This window comes from Micromonospora sp. CPCC 205739, assembly GCF_036906795.1.
Classification (GTDB): Bacteria; Actinomycetota; Actinomycetes; order Mycobacteriales; family Micromonosporaceae; genus Micromonospora.
Genome location: NZ_JBAKHS010000039.1, coordinates 1 through 17080, shown reverse-complemented (window position 1 = coordinate 17080; position 17080 = coordinate 1). Strand labels below are relative to the sequence as shown.

Annotated in this window: 16 protein-coding genes; 14 read left to right on the top strand and 2 right to left on the bottom strand. The window is 73.7% G+C overall.

Translation table 11 applies throughout. The features are described 5' to 3' along the window. Positions 1–14: 14 nt before the first annotated feature. From V6U88_RS29585 to V6U88_RS29545, 9 genes are all read left to right on the top strand, one after another. Entirely contained in the window at positions 15–809 is a 795-nt protein-coding gene (locus V6U88_RS29585) for a hypothetical protein (RefSeq protein WP_334458182.1), read from the top strand. A 151-nt stretch (positions 810–960) separates the two neighbouring features. Then, positions 961–2196 carry an ergothioneine biosynthesis glutamate--cysteine ligase EgtA gene (gene egtA, locus V6U88_RS29580; RefSeq protein ID WP_334458180.1) on the top strand — a complete coding sequence of 412 codons (1236 nt, stop codon included), beginning with the start codon at positions 961–963 and terminating at the stop codon, positions 2194–2196. Further along, positions 2193–3530, top strand: coding sequence for an ergothioneine biosynthesis protein EgtB (gene egtB / locus V6U88_RS29575; protein ID WP_334458178.1), 1338 nt, complete (start codon positions 2193–2195; stop codon positions 3528–3530). Before egtA ends, egtB begins: the two co-directional genes overlap by 4 nt. A 16-nt stretch (positions 3531–3546) precedes the next feature. Next, positions 3547–4293, top strand: a complete 747-nt coding sequence (egtC, locus tag V6U88_RS29570; RefSeq protein ID WP_334458176.1) for an ergothioneine biosynthesis protein EgtC — start codon at positions 3547–3549, stop codon at positions 4291–4293. A gap of 58 nt (positions 4294–4351) precedes the next feature. Next, positions 4352–5317, top strand: a complete 966-nt coding sequence (gene egtD / locus V6U88_RS29565; RefSeq protein ID WP_334458175.1) for an L-histidine N(alpha)-methyltransferase — start codon at positions 4352–4354, stop codon at positions 5315–5317. A gap of 254 nt (positions 5318–5571) precedes the next feature. Beyond that, positions 5572–6156: a TMEM165/GDT1 family protein gene (locus V6U88_RS29560; protein ID WP_334458173.1), complete on the top strand. Its 585-nt coding sequence runs from the start codon at positions 5572–5574 to the stop codon at positions 6154–6156. Positions 6157–6198: 42 nt separating this feature from the next. Further along, the gene (locus V6U88_RS29555; protein WP_334458172.1) at positions 6199–6573 is read left to right on the top strand and encodes a DUF1622 domain-containing protein; all 375 of its coding nucleotides are present in this window, start codon (positions 6199–6201) and stop codon (positions 6571–6573) included. Next, entirely contained in the window at positions 6570–6902 is a 333-nt protein-coding gene (locus tag V6U88_RS29550; protein WP_334458171.1) for a hypothetical protein, read from the top strand. Before V6U88_RS29555 ends, V6U88_RS29550 begins: the two co-directional genes overlap by 4 nt. Further along, the gene (locus V6U88_RS29545) at positions 6899–7099 is read left to right on the top strand and encodes a hypothetical protein (RefSeq protein ID WP_334458170.1); all 201 of its coding nucleotides are present in this window, start codon (positions 6899–6901) and stop codon (positions 7097–7099) included. Before V6U88_RS29550 ends, V6U88_RS29545 begins: the two co-directional genes overlap by 4 nt. 67 nt (positions 7100–7166) lie before the next feature. On the opposite strand, the gene V6U88_RS29540 is transcribed toward V6U88_RS29545, so the two are convergent. After that, the gene (locus V6U88_RS29540; protein ID WP_334458168.1) at positions 7167–9023 is read right to left on the bottom strand and encodes a polysaccharide biosynthesis protein; all 1857 of its coding nucleotides are present in this window, start codon (positions 9021–9023) and stop codon (positions 7167–7169) included. A gap of 186 nt (positions 9024–9209) precedes the next feature. Between V6U88_RS29540 and V6U88_RS29535 the strand changes: the two genes are divergently transcribed. From V6U88_RS29535 to V6U88_RS29520, 4 genes are all read left to right on the top strand, one after another. Next, entirely contained in the window at positions 9210–10670 is a 1461-nt protein-coding gene (locus V6U88_RS29535) for a polysaccharide biosynthesis tyrosine autokinase (RefSeq protein ID WP_334458165.1), read from the top strand. A gap of 292 nt (positions 10671–10962) precedes the next feature. Further along, entirely contained in the window at positions 10963–12189 is a 1227-nt protein-coding gene (locus V6U88_RS29530) for a glycosyltransferase family 4 protein (protein ID WP_334458163.1), read from the top strand. Between the two features lie 126 nt (positions 12190–12315). After that, complete coding sequence (locus tag V6U88_RS29525) at positions 12316–14103, top strand: DUF4012 domain-containing protein (RefSeq protein WP_334458161.1); 1788 nt, start codon at positions 12316–12318, stop codon at positions 14101–14103. A 12-nt stretch (positions 14104–14115) separates the two neighbouring features. Then, positions 14116–14763: a hypothetical protein gene (locus V6U88_RS29520; protein WP_334458159.1), complete on the top strand. Its 648-nt coding sequence runs from the start codon at positions 14116–14118 to the stop codon at positions 14761–14763. A gap of 93 nt (positions 14764–14856) precedes the next feature. Here the strand turns inward: V6U88_RS29520 and V6U88_RS29515 are convergent, their stop codons facing one another. Continuing rightward, positions 14857–15645 (bottom strand): GNAT family N-acetyltransferase, encoded by a 789-nt coding sequence (locus V6U88_RS29515; RefSeq protein ID WP_334458158.1) that lies wholly within the window; start codon positions 15643–15645, stop codon positions 14857–14859. 134 nt (positions 15646–15779) lie between these two features. Between V6U88_RS29515 and V6U88_RS29510 the strand changes: the two genes are divergently transcribed. Next, entirely contained in the window at positions 15780–16766 is a 987-nt protein-coding gene (locus V6U88_RS29510; RefSeq protein ID WP_334458157.1) for a DUF817 domain-containing protein, read from the top strand. Positions 16767–17080: the final 314 nt, after the last annotated feature.

Here is a 17080-nt window from a genome sequence, read left to right as displayed (position 1 = left end):
TGAGGGGAAACTGGATGGACTTCCGCCGCTCCGACGGCTCCGCGCGGCCCGCCGACCGGGCCGAGGCCGAGCGGCTGCTCGACGCGGCCCGGGCCGCTGGCCCGCCGCCCTCGGGCGACGACCCGCTCGCCCGGCTGCTCTCCGCCGCGGCCGCTCCGGCCCGCCCCGGTGAGCTGGCCGGGGAGGAGGCCGCCCTGGCCGCGTTCCGCGCCGCCCGGACGGCGGGGGCCGCCGCGCCGGCGCCCGCGCCGCCGTTCCGGCGCGGACGCCGGGTCACCACCGGCGTGGTCGCCTGGGTCGCCGGCATCGCCGCCACCGCCACCGCGGGCGCCGCCTTCGCCGCCGTCACCCTCGACCGCGCCGACGAGCCGGACCCGGCGCCCCGGCCGTCCGCGCCCGCGCCGGCCACCACCGACACCGGCCCGGCCGCGCCGCCCACGTCCGGCGGCGGAGGCACGCCCGGCGCACCGACCAGCGAGCCGGGCGTCACCCCGTCCGCGGGGTCCCCGTCGGGCCGGCCGGGGGGCTCCGGCAAGCCGGCCCCGGACGGCAAGGTGGCCGGGCAGTGCCGGGCGTACCTGGCGAAGTCGGCGGCGCAGCGCGAGAAGGCGCTGCGGAGCCGCGGGTTCGCCGACCTGGTCGCCGCCGCCGGTGGGACCGGGCAGGTGGAGGCGTACTGCCGGGAACTGGTCGGCGAGCCGGCCCCGAAACCCTCGCAGAAGGCGAAGAAACCCTCGCAGAAGGCGAAGGCGAAGCCGTCCCCGAAGCCCGCGGCCACGCCGGACGACAAGCCGGGCAAGAAGAGCTAGTCGAAAAGGCTTCACAGAAATTTCTTCCCGCCCGGGTGAGCGGATTCCGTCTGCTAGACAGAAGATGGTGAGACGCGGGGGGCCCGGCCGGCGACGGCGTGCTGCCCGCTTGGCGGTGCGGCCGGAAGCCGGGTCGGGAGGAGACCAGCTCGTGGTGACGTCCCCGGAACTGGACCAGACGACCGTGCTGGGCGAGAAGGCGGCGGCCGCCGCCCACCTCGGCCGGATCTGCTTCAAGACCGGGCCACCGGCGCTCACCGGCGTCGAACTGGAATGGACCGTGCACGACGCCGCCGACCCCGCTCGACCGGTGGACCGGGAGCGGCTGACGGCGGCCCTGGGGCGGCACAGCCCCGTCACCCTGGACGACAGCAGCCCCGCCCAGCCGCTCCGGCACGGCAGCAGCGTGACCGTGGAGCCCGGCGGGCAGGTGGAGCTCTCCACCGCGCCGCGACCGTCGGTCGCCACGCTGATCCTGACCACCGAGGCCGACATCGGCGAGCTGACCGCGCTGCTGCGACGCGCCGGACTGGTGCTCGGCCGCACCGGCATCGACCCGTGGCGGGCCCCGCAACCGGTGGTAGAGACCTCCCGCTACCGCGCCATGCGCTGCGTCTTCGACCGCCGCGGCCCCGCCGGGCGCACCATGATGTACAGCACCGCCGGGTTGCAGGTGTGCCTGGACGCGGGCGAACCGGCCGAGCTGGCCGCCCGCTGGGCCACCGTGCACCTGATCGGGCCGCCGCTGGTCGCCGCCTTCGCCACCGCCGACCGGCACGCCGGCCGGCGGACCGGCTGGGCGTCCGCGCGGATGGCCGCCTGGCTGGGCATCGACCCGGCCCGCACCCGACCGGTCTGGTCGCCCCGGCGGCCCGACACGGACCCGGTGGCCGCCTGGACCCAGTACGCGCTGGACGCGCCGCTGCTCTGTGTGCGCCACGACGGTCCGGACTGGACCCCGCCGCCCGGGGTGACCTTCGCCGACTGGATCGACGGCGCGCTGCCCCGGCCCCCGACCACGGACGACCTGGAATACCACGTCAGCACCCTCTTCCCGCCGGTGCGCCCCCGGGGCTATCTGGAGGTGCGGTACCTGGACGCCCAGCCCGGTCCGGAGTGGATGGTGCCGCTGGCCGTCCTGAGCGTGCTGCTCGGAGACGCCGACACCGCCCGGTCGGCCCGTGCCGTCACCGCGCCGGTGGCCGACCGCTGGCACGCCGCCGCCCGGTACGGGCTGGCCGACCCGCCGCTGGCCACCGCGGCCGCGGCCCTGCTCGACCTGGCGCTGGAGGCGCTTCCCCGGCTGGAGCTGCCACCGGAGATCCACGACGAGACGAGCCGAGGAATCCGGCGGCGGCGGGCCGCCGCGGAGAGGGGGCACCGGTGACCACCACCGAACAGCCGGGCACGCCGGTGGAGCAGCTGCGCAGCCGGATCGCCGCGGAGCTGACGCGGACCCGGGCACGCACGGCTCTGCTCACCGAGGCGGTGGACGACGACGACCTGATCCGCCAGCACTCCCCGCTGATGTCCCCGTTGGTCTGGGACCTCGCCCACGTGGGCAACCAGGAGGAGCTCTGGCTGGTGCGCGACGTCGGCGGCCGGGCGCCGGTCCGCCACGACATCGACGACCTGTACGACGCGTTCAAGCAGCCCCGCAAGGACCGCCCCGCGCTGCCGCTGCTGCCGCCCGCCGAGGCGCGCGCCTACGTCTCGACGGTCCGCGACAAGGTGTTCGACCTGCTGGACGGCATCCGGTTCACCGACCGTCCGCTGGTCGAGGAGGGCTTCGCCTTCGGGATGATCGTGCAGCACGAGCAGCAGCACGACGAGACGATGCTCGCCACCCACCAACTGCGCGCCGGCCCCGCCGCGCTGCACGCGCCCCCGCCGCCGCCGGCACGGGCCCGGGTGGCCGACGAGGTGCTGGTTCCGGCGGGCCCGTTCACCATGGGCACCTCCACCGACCCGTGGGCGCTGGACAACGAGCGCCCCGCGCACACCGTGGATCTGCCCGCGTACGTGATCGACGCGGCACCGGTCACCAACGGCCGGTACCGCGAGTTCGTCGCCGACGGCGGGTACGACGATCCGCGCTGGTGGAGCGCCCCCGGCTGGCGGCACCGTACCGAGGCGGGGCTCAGCGCGCCGATGCACTGGCGGCGCGACGGCGACGGGTGGGCGTACCGGCGGTTCGGGCGGTGGTCGCCGGTCCGCGACGACGAGCCGGTGGTGCACGTCTGCTGGTACGAGGCGGAGGCCTTCGCCACCTGGGCGGGACGGCGGCTGCCCACCGAGGCGGAGTGGGAGAAGGCGGCCCGCTGGGACCCGGCCACCGGCCGCTCCCGCCGCTACCCGTGGGGCGACGATGACCCCACCGACGAGCACGCCAACCTGGGGCAGCGGCACCTGTGGCCGGCGCCGGTGGGCGCGTATCCGGCCGGCGCCTCGCCGCTGGGCGTGCACCAGCTCATCGGGGACGTCTGGGAGTGGACGTCGAGCACCTTCCGGGGCCACCCCGGGTTCGCGGCCTTCCCCTACCGGGAGTACTCCGAGGTCTTCTTCGGCGACGACTACCGGGTGCTGCGCGGCGGCTCGTTCGGCACCGACCGGTCGGCCTGCCGGGGCACGTTCCGCAACTGGGACTACCCGATCCGGCGGCAGATCTTCAGCGGCTTCCGCTGCGCCCGCGACGCCCGACCCGAGGAGGCGCACGGGTGATCGGCGGCACCCCCTGATGTGCCGGCACCTGGCCTACCTCGGGCCTCCGCTGAGCCTGCGCGCCCTGCTGTACGACCCGCCGGACTCGCTGGTCCGGCAGTCCTGGGCACCCCGGGACATGCGGGGCGGCGGGACCGTCAACGCCGACGGCTTCGGCGTCGGGTGGTACCCCGACGAGGGCGATCCGGTGCGCTACCGGCGGGCCCAGCCCATCTGGAGCGACGTGACGCTGCCGGCGCTGGCCGGGGTGACCCTCGCCGGCGCGGTGCTGGCCGCCGTCCGCTCCGGCACCGTCGGCATGCCGGTGCAGGAGACCGCCGCCGCGCCGTTCACCGAGGGCCGGTGGCTGTTCAGCCACAACGGCGTCGTGCGCGGCTGGCCCGACGCGCTGGTGCCGCTCGCCGACACCCTGCCCGTCCGTGACCTGCTCACCCTCGACGCCCCGACCGACTCCGCCCTGCTCTGGGCGCTGGTCCGGCACCGGCTGCGGGCCGGCGCCGACCCGGCGGAGGCGGTCGCGGAGACGGTCGCGGGGGTGGCGGAGGCCGCCCCCGGGTCGCGGCTGAACCTGCTGCTCACCGACGGCCGGACGATGGTGGCCACCGTGGCGGGGCACGCGATGTCCGTCCTCGCCACGCCGGACTCGGTGCTGCTGGCCTCCGAGCCGCACGACGACGACCCGGGCTGGCGGTCGTTGCCGGACCGGCACCTGGTGGTGGCGACCTCGACCTCGGTGCGCGTGCGCGCCCTGCCGGGAGCGTGACGCCGCAACAGTTCGCAGGTGGAGACAGGGACGTTCGCCGAAGGAGAAGGGACACCTCATGAGCGCCGAGCCGTTGGAGATCTACCTCGAGGAACAGGACCTGGGGCGCAGCCTGCGGGAGGACGTACGGGCCGGACTGACCGCCGAGGAGAAGTGGCTGCCACCGAAGTGGTTCTACGACGCCCGGGGCAGCGAGCTGTTCGAGGAGATCACCCGGCTGCCCGAGTACTACCCGACCCGGGCGGAGCGGGCCGTGCTGGCCGAGCGGGCGGCCGACATCGCCGAGCTGACCGGCGCGAAGACGCTGATCGAGCTGGGCTCCGGTTCGTCGGAGAAGACCCGGCTGCTGCTGGACGCCTTCACCCGCCGGGGCGGGCTCGGCACCTTCGTGCCGCTGGACGTGTCGGTCAGCGCGCTGCGGCAGTCCACCGAGCAGATCGCCACCGACTACCCAGGTCTGCGGGTACGCGGCATCGTCGGCGACTTCACCCGTCAGCTCGACCGGCTGCCCACCGGAGGGCGGCGGCTGGTGGTCTTCCTCGGCGGCACCATCGGCAACCTGCTGCCGGCCGAGCGGGCCGAGTTCCTGGCCGCGATGCGTGCGGCGCTGGAGGCGGGTGACTGGCTGCTCATCGGCACCGACCTGGTCAAGGACCCGGCGGTGGTCGTGCCGGCGTACGACGACGCCGCCGGGGTCACCGCCGAGTTCAACCGCAACGTGCTGCGGGTGGTCAACCGGGAGCTGGGCGCCGACTTCGAGCCGGAGGCCTTCACCCACGTGGCGCGCTGGGACCCAGACCGGGAGTGGATCGAGATGCGGCTGCGGGCGGACCGGGCGATGCGGGTCCGGGTGCTGGACCTGACGGTCGAGTTCGCCGCGGGCGAGGAGCTGCGCACGGAGGTGTCGGCGAAGTTCCGCCCGGAGGGGATCGCCCGGGAGCTGGCGGCGGCCGGGTTCACCGTACGCGGGTTCTGGACCGACCCCGACGGCCTGTTCGGGGTGAACCTCGCCCGGGCCGACTGATCGGCCACCGGGCGGCCTCGGCGGCCGGCGCGGGGTGACGTGGGGCACCCGTCGAGGCCGGCGGCGGCATGGTCGGCTACGGTGGGGGCGCGAAGGGGAGTAGCCCCCAATGTCGTGGTCGACACACTGGTGCGTTCCGCACCCGGCCACGCGGCCCCACTCCGGTGGGGCGGGCGAGACCTTCGACTCAGGCTGTCGCAGCCGGGTCGAGGGCGCCCCTGTACCTCCTCCCGGCATGATCGGGAAAGGTCCTCATGGACGGTTTTCTTGCCGCGCTGGTGATCAGCTTCGGCGTCATCTTCGTCGCCGAGCTGGGGGACAAGTCCCAGCTGATGGCGTTGACGTTCGCCACCCGCTTCAAGCCGGTCCCGGTGCTGATCGGGATCACCATCGCCACCGCGGTCGTCCACCTGGCCTCGGTGGCCATCGGCTACGGGCTCAACGCGGCCCTGCCGACCGGCTGGATCTCGCTCATCGCCGGCCTGGCGTTCCTCGGCTTCGGCGTGTGGACGCTGCGCGGGGACAAGCTCACCGAGGAGGAGAAGCGCAAGGCGGAGAAGACCGGCAAGTCGGCCGTCATCGCGGTGGGCGTCGCGTTCTTCCTGGCCGAGCTGGGTGACAAGACCATGCTCGCCACCATCACCCTGGCCACCAAGTACGGCTGGTTCGGCACCTGGCTCGGCTCGACGCTGGGCATGGTGGCCGCCGACGCGCTGGCCATCCTGATCGGCCGGCTGCTCGGCCGGCACCTGCCGGAGAAGACCATCCGGTACGGCGCCGCGGTGCTCTTCGCCATCTGCGGTCTCTGGCTGATCCTCGAGGCGGTCGACCAGCTCTGACCCGACGCCGACTAGCGTCGGCGGGGGCGGGTAACCCCCCGGGTGGACCTGGACGAGATCCTGCGCGAGGGCGACCGGATAGCGGTCGTCCTGGTGGAGATCGCCGGAGCGGCGGTGATCTTCCTCGGTGCGCTCTGGGCGGCGCTGCGGTTCGTGGTCGAGGGACTGCGCCACCGCAGCGCCGCCGTCTTCACCCCGATCCGGCTCTCCCTCGGCCGGTTCCTGGCCCTGGGACTCGAATTCCAACTGGCCGGGGACATCCTGCGCACCGCCGTGTCCCCGACCTTCGACCAGATCGGGCAGCTGGCGGCCATCGCCGCCATCCGGACGGCGCTGAACTACTTCCTGCGCCGCGAGATCGAGCACGAGCAGCGGCAGGTCGGCGAGGCCAGGGCCGACCCGGGGAGGAGGAGGTGAGCGCGGCCCTCACCGACGTGGCGACCGCCCTCGCGCTGTGCTGCGGCGCGGTGGTCCTGCTCACCACCCGGTCCTGGCGTACCGCGGTGCGGGTGCTGCTGGACCTGCTCCTACCCGCCGGTCTGTTCCGGCTCATGGCGGGCAGCGGCTGGGGCGCGCTGGCGAGTACGGCGGCGATCATCCTGCTGCGCCAGATGCTCTGGACCGGTCTCGCCGCCGGCCCGCCCGCCCGGGCGCCGACTATCGCCGCCGCGCTGCGGGTAGAGCGATCACGGCCTACCGTGAGCGGCAGGACGGAAAGCGAACATAGCGGGAGGATAACCCCATGAGCAGGCATGACGAGCCCAACGAGTACGGCTTCGCCGGTGGCGCCACCGCTCCCCAGCCGCCGCCGGGCGGCCGGGCGGACGAGCAGGACCGCGCCGAGGCGGTCGCCGTGCCGGGCGACGACCTGACCGAGCCGTACGCCGACGCGCTGGAGGAGACCGAGGGCGACGACGAGGAGCGGACCTCGGAGCGGCGCTGAGCGCGTACCGTCCCGGACGCCGTCGCGGCGGCGGGCCCCGCCGGGCTCCGCCGCCGCGACGCCGCCATCAGCGGGGTGAGGGCAGGATCGAGGCCCGCGCCGGGGCTTCCTCGCAGTACGCCGCCATCCACTTGATCAACTCGTCGGCGTCGGCGTACGGGTCGAGCCCGCGTACCTGCTCCGGGCTCAGCGACGGCACCCGGACGTGCGAGATGAGCGGGTGCAGCGGACGGTTGTCGACCTCGTCGAGGCCGAACAGGTCCTCGTGCAGCTTCTCGCCCGGCCGCAGCCCGGTGAAGACGATCTCCGTCGGGCGGTCCGCCTCGGCGGCCAGCCGGCGCGCCACGTCGGCGATGCGCACGGGCTCACCCATGTCGAGCACCAGCGCCTCCCCGCCGCGCCCGATGGTCGACGCCTGGAGCACCAGGTGCACCGCCTCCTGCACGGTCATGAAGTAGCGGGTCACGTCCGGATGGGTCACCGTGATCGGCAACCCCGCCTCGACCTGCGCCTGGAACGCGGTCAGCACCGAGCCGCGGCTGCTGAGCACGTTGCCGAAGCGCACGCTCAGGAAGGTGCCGCCGACCTGCTCGGCGTAGTGGGCGGTCAGCCGCTCGGTGATCCGCTTCGAGTAGCCGAGCACGCTGACCGGGTTGGCCGCCTTGTCCGTGGAGATGTTGACGAACTCGCTCACGTCGCGGCACGCCTCGAGCACGTTCAGGGTGCCGCGGACGTTGGTCTTGACCGCCTCCCCCGGGTGCCGTTGCAGCAGCGTCAGGTGCTTGAGGGCGGCGGCGTGGAAGACGATGTCCGGCTGCCGGTCCGCCACGATCCGGGCGATGCCGTCGGCGTCGCGGATGTCGGCGAGGATCAGCTCCGGCCCGTCCAGCAGCGCCCGGCCGTGCAGTGACATCTGCAGCGCGTGCAACGCCGACTCGTCCCGGTCCAGCATCATCAGCTCGCCCGGCTCGCAGCGGGCGATCTGCCGGCACAGCTCCGAACCGATGGAGCCGCCCGCGCCGGTGACCAGCACCCGCCGGCCCGCCAGGCCGTTGCGCTCGATCATCAGCTCGGCCACCCGCTGGGCCCGCCCGAGCAGGTCGGTGAGCTGCAGGTCCCGCACGTCGGTGGCCCGCACCGGCCGGTCCAGCAGTTCCCGGACCGGAGGGAGGACCTTGAAGGCGGCACCGGCCTGCAACGTCCGGCGGCGCACGTCGCGCATCAGCTCGGCGTCGGACCCGTCGATCGAGAAGATGACCGTGGTGGCGCCGGTCCGGCGCACCGCCTGCTCGATCTGCTCGCGCCCGCCCAGCACCCGGAGTCCCTCCAGGCGCAGCCCCTGCCGCTCGCGGTCGTCGTCGAGCAGCCCGACCGGCAGGTAGCTGCCGCCCCGGTCGCCGAGCAGCACCCGTACGAGTCGTTCGCTGGCGGCGTCGACGCCGTAGATCAGGGCCCGCTCCGCGCCGCGGACCGGGCGGTCGTCGCGGTCGCGCCGCCACCGGTAGCCGGCCCGCCCGCCGGCCATCACCAGCAGGGCCACCGCCCCGCCGGTCACCGGGACGCTGGCCGGCACGGGCCGTTCGGTGAGCGTCGCCAGGGCGGCCAGCACCACGACCGCCGCGAGGAGGCTGGTGCAGGCCAGGTCGCGGGCCTCGCCGATGCTGCCGATCGGGTGCCGGCCGCGGGCCGTCGAGCGCACCTGCTCGATGGCGGCGTGGACGACCGCGCAGACGACGGCGGTGCCCAGGGCGAGGGCGCACTGCCGGGGCGTGAGGCCGAATTCGTACCTGGCCCAGGCGGCGACCAGGAATCCGGCGCACCATGCGCCGGTGTCGAGCGTTAGCAGAGACAGGGTCTTCGCACGTCGGGTGACCCAGTCACGTCGCGGGATGTTCGTCTCGGCCGGGAGGGCTGCATCGTCCATTGGTGTCCTCTGCCTTTGTTGCCTGATTGCGAGGATTCAGGTCTCCGGGGATGTTCGATCGCTTACATTCGTTTGGTCACTTCACGGCAAGCTTGCGGCGAATAGATCCTGTCATGCCGTTTGGGAAGTATTGGGGGATTTCGTGCAGTTTCACCGGCTGGTTGTCCCGGCGGAACGGAGAGCGTGATGGACGTACGCACCTGCCTGCGCCTGATCCGCCGACACTGGTGGATCGTCCTGGTCACGCTGATGGTCGCGGTCGGTTCGGCCGCGCTCATCACCGTTCGCACGCCACCCCGGTACGTGGCCTCCGTGACCTTCTTCGTCACCACGCCGAGCCAGGGCGTCACCGACGCCTACCAGGGCGGCCTCTTCCTTCAGCAACGAGTGAAGTCCTACGCGGACCTGCTGCGCAGTGACCGGCTGGCGCAGAGCGTGGTGGCCGAGACGCAGGTCGGCCTCACCGCGGACGACGTGCAGCGCCGCCTCAGCACCTCCACCGAGACCGGCACCGTGCTGCTGCGCGCGACGATCACCGACACCGACCAGACCCGGGCGATGAAGGTGACCGAGACGCTCGCGGCGAAGTTCGTCGAGCTGGTGCAGAAGGTCGAGACGACGGGCGAGGGTCGGCCGGCCCCCATCAAGATCGAGCTGGTCAGCGGTCCCCGGGTGAGTTCCAGCCCGGTCTCCCCGCAACCCACCCGGAACCTCATCGTCGGCGCCCTGGTCGGGCTGCTGCTCGGCGCCGCGCTGGCCGTGCTGCGCGGGCTGGCCGACGTCCGGCTGCGCGACGCCGCCGGGCTGCAACGGGTCACCGGCAGCCCGCTGCTGGGTGAGATCCCGTTCGAGGTCGGCGCGAAGGCAGCACCCCTGATCGTGGGCGATGCGGCGACCTCGGCGCGCGCCGAGGCGGTCCGCAAGCTGCGCACCAACCTGCGGTTCGTGGACGTGCACGAGCCCGCCCGGGTCATCGCGGTCACCAGCGCGCTGCAGGGCGAGGGCAAGACGACCCTCTCCTGCAACCTGGCGATCGCGCTGGCCGAGGCGGGCTGGCGCGTGCTGCTGGTCGACGCCGACCTGCGCCGGCCGAAGGTCGCCGACTACCTGGGTCTCGACGGCGGGGTCGGCCTGACCGACGTGCTGGTCGGCGACGTGCAGGTCGGTGACGTGGTACAGCGCTGGGGCGACAAGTCGCTGCTGGTGCTCCCCAGCGGGTCGGCCCCGCCGAACCCGAGCGAGCTGCTCGGTTCCAAGGCGATGGCGGACCTGCTGCTGGCGCTGCGCGAGTCGGCGGACATCGTGGTTATCGACACCGCGCCGCTGCTGGCCGTCACCGACGGCGTGGTGGTGGCGGTGCAGGCCGACGGCGCGCTGCTCGTCACCCAGCAGGGACGCACCTCGCGGACCCAGGTCGCCGCGGCGGCCCGGGCGCTGCACTCGGTCTCGGTCCGCCTGCTCGGCTGCGTGCTGAACATGACCAAGGTGGCCAAGGCCGACGCCTACCAGTACGAGGCCTACCGGATCACCACCACCGGCGCGTCCTCGGTGCCCGCCGACCGGGCCGCGGCGGCGCGCCGTACCGGATCCGACGGAGCCGCCGGCGTCCCGGACCGCACGCAGGAACTCACCCGGCTGCGCCGATGAGTGCCACCACCGGTCGCATCGCCCGTTCGACCTCCTCGGCGTCGCGCCGGGGGTGGACCGGCCGGCCGCCGATGGGACCACCGGGACCGCCGTCCGGGGCGGCTGGTCGCAGCCGTCCCCGGGCGCGGGGCCCGGTCCGCGTCGTGGCGCGTGGCGGCGCGTCGACCCGCTCCGGCAGCCGGTCGGCCGTCGTCGCGTGCCGCCCGGACCGGTGCGGCATCACGGCCCGGCGCGGCGGGCCGGCGGCGCGGTCGCCGGTGGCCGCGCCGGTCCGGTCGAGGGGGACCCGCTGATGAGGATCGGCATCCTGTCGTACCACTTCCCGCCCGAACCGGCCTTCATCCCGGGCAGCCTCGCCGAGGAACTGGCCGCCCGGGGGCACGAGGTGCGGGTGCTGACCGGCTTTCCCGACTATCCGGGCGGGCACGTCTACCCCGGCTGGCGGCAGCGCTGGCGTCACCTGACGCGCAGCGATCGGCTGACCGTGCGGCGGGTACCCCGCTACGCCGGTGGCGACGGCTCCCCGGGTGCCCGGATGGCCAGTCACCTCTCGTTCGCGGGCAGCGTGGCGATGGTCGGGCGCCGCTACCTGGCCGATGTGGACGTGCTCTACGTCTTCCAGCTCCCCGCGACGACCTTCGCCACCGCCGCGCTGCTGCGGATGCTCGGCCGGGTGCCGGCCGTGCTGCACGTGCAGGACCTCTGGCCGGAGGAGGACGTCGCCGGGGACGGCGCGCAGCGGCAGCGCCGGCCCGGACGGCTCGCCACCACCATGCGCCGCGTGCTGCGCGAGGCGGACGCCCTGGCCGTCACGGCGCCGTCCATGCGGGAGCTGGTGCTCGCCGACGGCGTCGACCCGGACCGGGTGCAGGTGGTGCTCAACTGGACCGACGAGCGGATCTTCCAGCCGGTCCGGCCCAGCCGCGCCACGCAGGCCTTCGTCCGGCGCGACGGCCGGTGCGTGGTCATGCACGCCGGCACGATCGGGGTGCGGCAGGGGCTCGAGACGGCGGTCCGCGCGGCGGCGGCACTGGACGGCCGGACGGACCTGGTGCTGGTGGGTTCGGGCGCGGAGGAGCGGCGGGTGCGGGGGCTCGCCGCCGAGCTGCGGGCGGACAACGTGCGCTTCGTGGAGCGTCGGTCGCCGGTGGACATGCCGGAGCTGTACGCGGCCGCCGACTATCAGCTGGTCATGCTCCGCGACCTGCCCGAGCTGCGGGGCACGGTACCCGGCAAGTTGCAGGCCGCGCTCGCCTGCGCCGCGCCGGTGATCGCCTCGGCCGCCGGGGACACCGTGGAGCTGGTGGAGCGTGCACGGGCCGGGCTGTCCTGCCCGCCGGAGGACTGGGCCACGCTGGCCGACCGGTTCTGGCTCGCCTCGACGATTCCGGCCGCCGCGCGGTCGGAGATGGGGCGGCGGGGACGCGAGGCGTACCTGCGGGAGATGTCGTTGCGGGCGGGCGTCGACCGGGTGGAGGACCTGCTCAACCGGGTGGCCGTCGCGCGCCACCGAGGGTGATCACCCGAACGATCCTCGCAGACCGCCTTCGAGGGCGGCAAAGCGACGAAAAGCGCAGGTCAGCGTGGTTAATCATGCTAGAAAACGATGAATCGTCATTCGTGTCCGTTTTGAGTGGAGAGTGGTGTGACCGAGAGCGGTGTGTCGCGTCGCGGCCGACGGCGCCTGCGGCGGCGGACCAGGGTACGCATCCGGCGCGCGTTGCTCGCCGCGCTCGTGGTCGGCTCCCTGCTCCTGGCGGGCGCCGGATGGGTCGGCTTCCGGGGCTGGCAGGCGCGGTCGCATCTGCTGAACGCCGCCGGACTCGCCCGGGAACTGAGTGCCCAGATCGTCGGTGGGGACACGGCGCGGGCCCAACGCACCCTCGCGGCACTCCAGGAGCAGGCCGGGGCGGCCCGGGACGCCACCGGCGACCCGGCGTGGTGGCTGGGGCAGCACTCCCCGTACGCCGGTGACGACCTCGCGGCGGTGCGCCAGATCGCGGTGGCCGTCGACGACCTCGCCCGGCGGGCCTTCCCCACGCTGCTGCGCGCCGACCTCGCCACCCTGGTGCCGAGGGAGGGACGCCTGGACGTGGCGCGGCTGCGGGCCGTCTCCACCGAGTTGGCCGACGTGAACGGCACGGTGCGGCAGACCCGTGACCGGCTCGCCGCGGTGCGGACCGAGGACCTGGTCGGACAGGTCGGTAAGGCCCTGGCCGACCTGCGGGTGGAGATCGACCGACTGGCCGGACTGACCGGGGCCGCCGACCAGGGGGCCAAGGTGCTCCCGTCGCTGCTCGGCGCCGACGGCCGGCGCACCTACCTGCTCGTCTCCCAGAACCCGGCCGAGCTGCGCGCCACCGGCGGGATGCTCGGGGCGTACGCGGTGATCCGCGCCGACGGCGGCCGGGTGGAGATCGTCACCCAGGGCACCGCGGTGGACCTGAAGCGGTTCATTCCACCCGTCGCCACGCTGCCGGCCGAGATGCGTCAGATCTACACCGACCTGCCCGCGATCTACCCGGCGGACGTCAATCTGACCCCGCACTTCCCGACAGCGGCCAAGCTCTACCGCGAAATGGTCCGACGCCGCACCGGCACCACGGTGGACGGGGTGCTGGCGGTCGACCCGGTGGCCCTGTCGTACCTGCTCGCGGCGACCGGTCCGGTCTCGGTGCCGGGCGGCCCCAAGCTCGCCGCCGCCACGGTGGTGCGGACGCTGCTCTCCGACGCCTACCAGACGATGGGCCTGAAGGAACAGGACGCCTACTACGCGGCGGCGGCTGCGGCGGTCTTTGACGCGGTTCTCGCCGCAAAAGTCAACCCAAAGGCTGTTTTGTCCGCTTTCGACCGCTCTATGGCTGAAAGAAGGATATTGTTCTGGAGTGCCCGGCCAGAAGAACAGCGCATCTTCGCCAACAGCCGGGTGAGCGGGATTCTGCCGGAGCACGAGACGGTGCCCAGTGTGGGGGTGTTCCTCAACGACGGCAGCGGCGCGAAGCTCGGCTACTACCTGAAGCCGACGGCGCAACTGACCGTCGGTGAGTGCCAGGAGGAGGGACGCCGTCAGCTGCGCCTGCGGTTCACCCTGCACTCCTCGGCGCCGACGTCCGGCCTAACCAGCTCAGTGCTCGGCATGGGAAAGGCCGGCGACCCGTACACGATCCGCACCCTGGTGTACGTCTTCAGCCCCGCCGGCGGCGCCGTCATGGGCGCCCGGCTCGACGGGGCGGACGTCGGCCTGGGCGGCGGGACCGAGCGGCGCCGGCAGGTAGGCGTGGCGAACGTCGAGGTCCCGCCCGGGGGCACCCGGACGCTCGACGTCGACCTGCTGACCGGTCGGAACACCGCCGGCACGCCCGAGCTCTGGCTCACTCCCACAGCCACCCCATGGACCACCCAAGTTGTTCCCGCACCAAGCTGCAACCAGTAGGAGGAGACCAACATGCGGCTATCCCGCATCATCATGGCGCTCACGGCCGGCCTGGCCGTCGTGCTGGCGCCGACAGCGGCGGGGGCGGCGCTACCGCAGCCGGCCCCCGACAGCAAGACCCAGCCGCCGCCGGACTACCCACCGAAGCAGCCGACGTTGACGGCGAAGCCGTCCACGGTACGCGTCGGCCAGACCGTGGTGCTCAAGGGCACCGGTTGCGGTCGCAACGAGATCGTCGACATCGATGTGGCCGTGACGCCCTTCGCCGCCTCCGTCCCGAACCAGGCGCCGGCCCGCCGTAGCGACGGCAGCACCGTTGCGATGGCGGCGGTGGCCTACCCGCAGCCGGCCCCGCGGCACTTCACCGCGAAGACTGACGCGGCGGGACGGTTCACTGTGACCTACCGGCCGACCGAGCCCGGTCGGTACACCTTCACCGCGACCGGCCGTCAGTCCGGCTGCACGGCCAGCGCCACCGTCACGGTCCTGCCGAAGAAGCGGGACGGGAAGCAGGACGGGAAGCATCTGCCGGTCACCGGTGACAGCATGGGCACCCCGCTCAAGGTCGGCGGCGGTCTCGTCGGCGCGGGTGCGGTCCTGATGCTGGGCAGCCTCGTCTGGCGTCGGCGCAACCGCTTCGGCATGGGGTCGACGCGCTGACGACATGAGCCGGGCAGGGCCCCGGCACAGTGAGAACGGGCGCCCGCCGGAACCTTCCGGCGGGCGCCCGCACGTCTGCCGCGCGGCGTCGGATCACGGCGTTGCCGGTGACCCGGCGGCCGGCAGCGGCACCGTCAGCACCCGGGCCACCGGACGGAAGCCGGCCTCGTCGTACATTCGGCGGGCCGGATTGCCGTCGGCCACCGACAGGCCCACCCGGGGCAGCCCGGCCGCGCGGGCCCCGCGCAGGGTGTGGCCCAGCAGCGCCCGCCCCAGCCCCCGCCGCTGCGCCGCCGGCGCCACCCCCAGGTTGAGGATCCAGGCGCAGACGTCCGTGGTCCACGGCACCGGGCCGGCGGTGAGGACGTGCCCGGCGCTGCGTCCGTCCGGTCCGACCACCCGCGCCGAGGCCGGCAGCAGCGGCGGCACCGGCTCGGCCCGCTCGAACATCCCCCGCACCTCGGCGGTGTCGCTCGGCTCCCAACGCCCGTCCGGGTGGTCCGGCCCGTACGCCGCCGCCAGTCCCTCGGCCAGGTCGTCGTCCCAGCCGGCGGGCGCCCACGACCAACCGGCGGGCAGCGCCACCGCCTCCGGTACGTCGAGCAGGTCGTGTCGCATCTCCGTGGCCGCCCTGCGCAGCCGCAGGCCGCCCGCGACCAGCGCAGCCGCCAGCGTCTCGTCCGGCGTCTCCAGCCGCGCGCCGGCGAGGTCCCGCCGGGCCTGCGCGGCGAGCACCTGCACGTCCGTCTGCGGCAGGGGCGTCACCTCCTCGGCCACGCGTTCACCGTCGTCGTCGCGCAGCCGCAGCCGGGCCAGCGGCGTGCCGTCGTCGGTGCTCAGCAGGTGTCCGGTGGATGCTTCGGGGTCGGGGTGCAGCGGCATCCCCGCACCGTAGTGGCGGGATCGGCGCTTTTCCACCGGGTTCGCGTGGCTCTGGCCGGCCGTGCCCGGCGTGATTCCTCCGCTGTACCCCGCCAGTGCCGGCTGAGCTGCGCCGGCACGATAGCGTCGCGGCGATGCGTAACCCTTCCGGACCAGGCACTCTGACCAGGGCCGAGCGCGCGATCGATGCCCGCTTCCGCGCGATCCTCACCCGACTGCCCCGGCGCGGACCGGCCGCCTGGCTGACCGAGTTCGCGGTCTTCGGGCTCAAACAGGCCTGGGCGTGCGTGTTCGGTGGGGCGATGCTGGCGGTCATCTTCGCGGCGCATCTGTGGTACCCGGAGGACGCGCCGCTCGCCCGCAACGACTTCCTGACCCTCGCCGCGGTCGTCATCCAGATCGCGATGGTGGCCGGACGCCTGGAATCCCTGCGGGAACTGCGGGTGGTGGTGCTGTTCCACCTCGTCGGCACGGCGATGGAGCTGTTCAAGACGCACGTCGGCTCGTGGTCCTACGCGCCCGACGGCGTCCTGCGGCTCGGGGCGGTGCCGCTGTTCAGCGGCTTCATGTATGCCGCGGTCGGCTCCTACATGGTCCGGGTCAACCGGCTGTTCGATCTGCGCTTCGTGCGATACCCGAGACGCTGGGTGACGGCTGTCGTGGCCGCCGCGATCTATGCCAACTTCTTCACCAACCACTACGTCCAGGACGTGCGATGGCTGCTCATGGCCGTCGTCGCTCTGGTGTTCGGGCGCTGTGTCATGCAGTTCCGCATCTTCCGGTTCCGGTGGCGCATGCCGCTCCTGCTGGCCTTCCTCCTCGTTGCCGCCTTCATCTGGCTCGCGGAGAACATCGCCACCTGGTCGCAGGCCTGGCTGTATCCCAACCAGTTGGCCGGTTGGCACCCGGTCTCGGCGACCAAGCTCGCGTCGTGGTTCCTCCTCATGATCATCTCGGTGGTGCTGGTCACCTGGATCTCGCCGCCGCAGCCGCCCGACGACCGACCGCCGGCCGCGACGGTGGATGCCGGTGTGGCCGAGATTCCCCCGGTATCCCGTACGACGGGCGACCCGCAGAACGTAACCACGGGCCTGGGCGGTCACGGGCCGCACGAGAGATAAACCCGACCTGGCGGCCTGTCCCTTATCGGGCGCGTTCGGCATGGCGCGGCCTCGCCTCGCCGCCTCGCCGTCCTCGGCCGGGATGTCCGGTCCCGTCCGGATCCGTTCGCGGGCCATGTCCGGTATCCGCGTGGCCGTGCCGGGGTGTCCCGTGACCGGCGGCGCCCAGGCGGCGGAATGGTGGCCGGGCCGGGGTCGTTACATCCACTGGATAACCTCAGCAGCAGCCCGGCTGCCTGGCCGATGACGTGGCCGGCCCGGGGTGCGAGCCCCCGGAATGATGGTGGGCGGCGGGTCGTTACATCACCTGGACG

Coding starts and splice junctions, on each gene's coding strand:
- V6U88_RS29535 (WP_334458165.1), top strand. CDS start 9,210: ATGGACGTACGCACCTGCCTGCGCCTGATCCGCCGACACTGGTGGATC.
- V6U88_RS29515 (WP_334458158.1), bottom strand. CDS start 15,645: ATGCCGCTGCACCCCGACCCCGAAGCATCCACCGGACACCTGCTGAGC.
- V6U88_RS29520 (WP_334458159.1), top strand. CDS start 14,116: ATGCGGCTATCCCGCATCATCATGGCGCTCACGGCCGGCCTGGCCGTC.
- V6U88_RS29545 (WP_334458170.1), top strand. CDS start 6,899: ATGAGCAGGCATGACGAGCCCAACGAGTACGGCTTCGCCGGTGGCGCC.
- egtD (WP_334458175.1), top strand. CDS start 4,352: ATGAGCGCCGAGCCGTTGGAGATCTACCTCGAGGAACAGGACCTGGGG.
- V6U88_RS29530 (WP_334458163.1), top strand. CDS start 10,963: ATGAGGATCGGCATCCTGTCGTACCACTTCCCGCCCGAACCGGCCTTC.
- V6U88_RS29510 (WP_334458157.1), top strand. CDS start 15,780: ATGCGTAACCCTTCCGGACCAGGCACTCTGACCAGGGCCGAGCGCGCG.
- V6U88_RS29585 (WP_334458182.1), top strand. CDS start 15: ATGGACTTCCGCCGCTCCGACGGCTCCGCGCGGCCCGCCGACCGGGCC.
- egtC (WP_334458176.1), top strand. CDS start 3,547: ATGTGCCGGCACCTGGCCTACCTCGGGCCTCCGCTGAGCCTGCGCGCC.
- V6U88_RS29540 (WP_334458168.1), bottom strand. CDS start 9,023: ATGGACGATGCAGCCCTCCCGGCCGAGACGAACATCCCGCGACGTGAC.
- V6U88_RS29560 (WP_334458173.1), top strand. CDS start 5,572: ATGGACGGTTTTCTTGCCGCGCTGGTGATCAGCTTCGGCGTCATCTTC.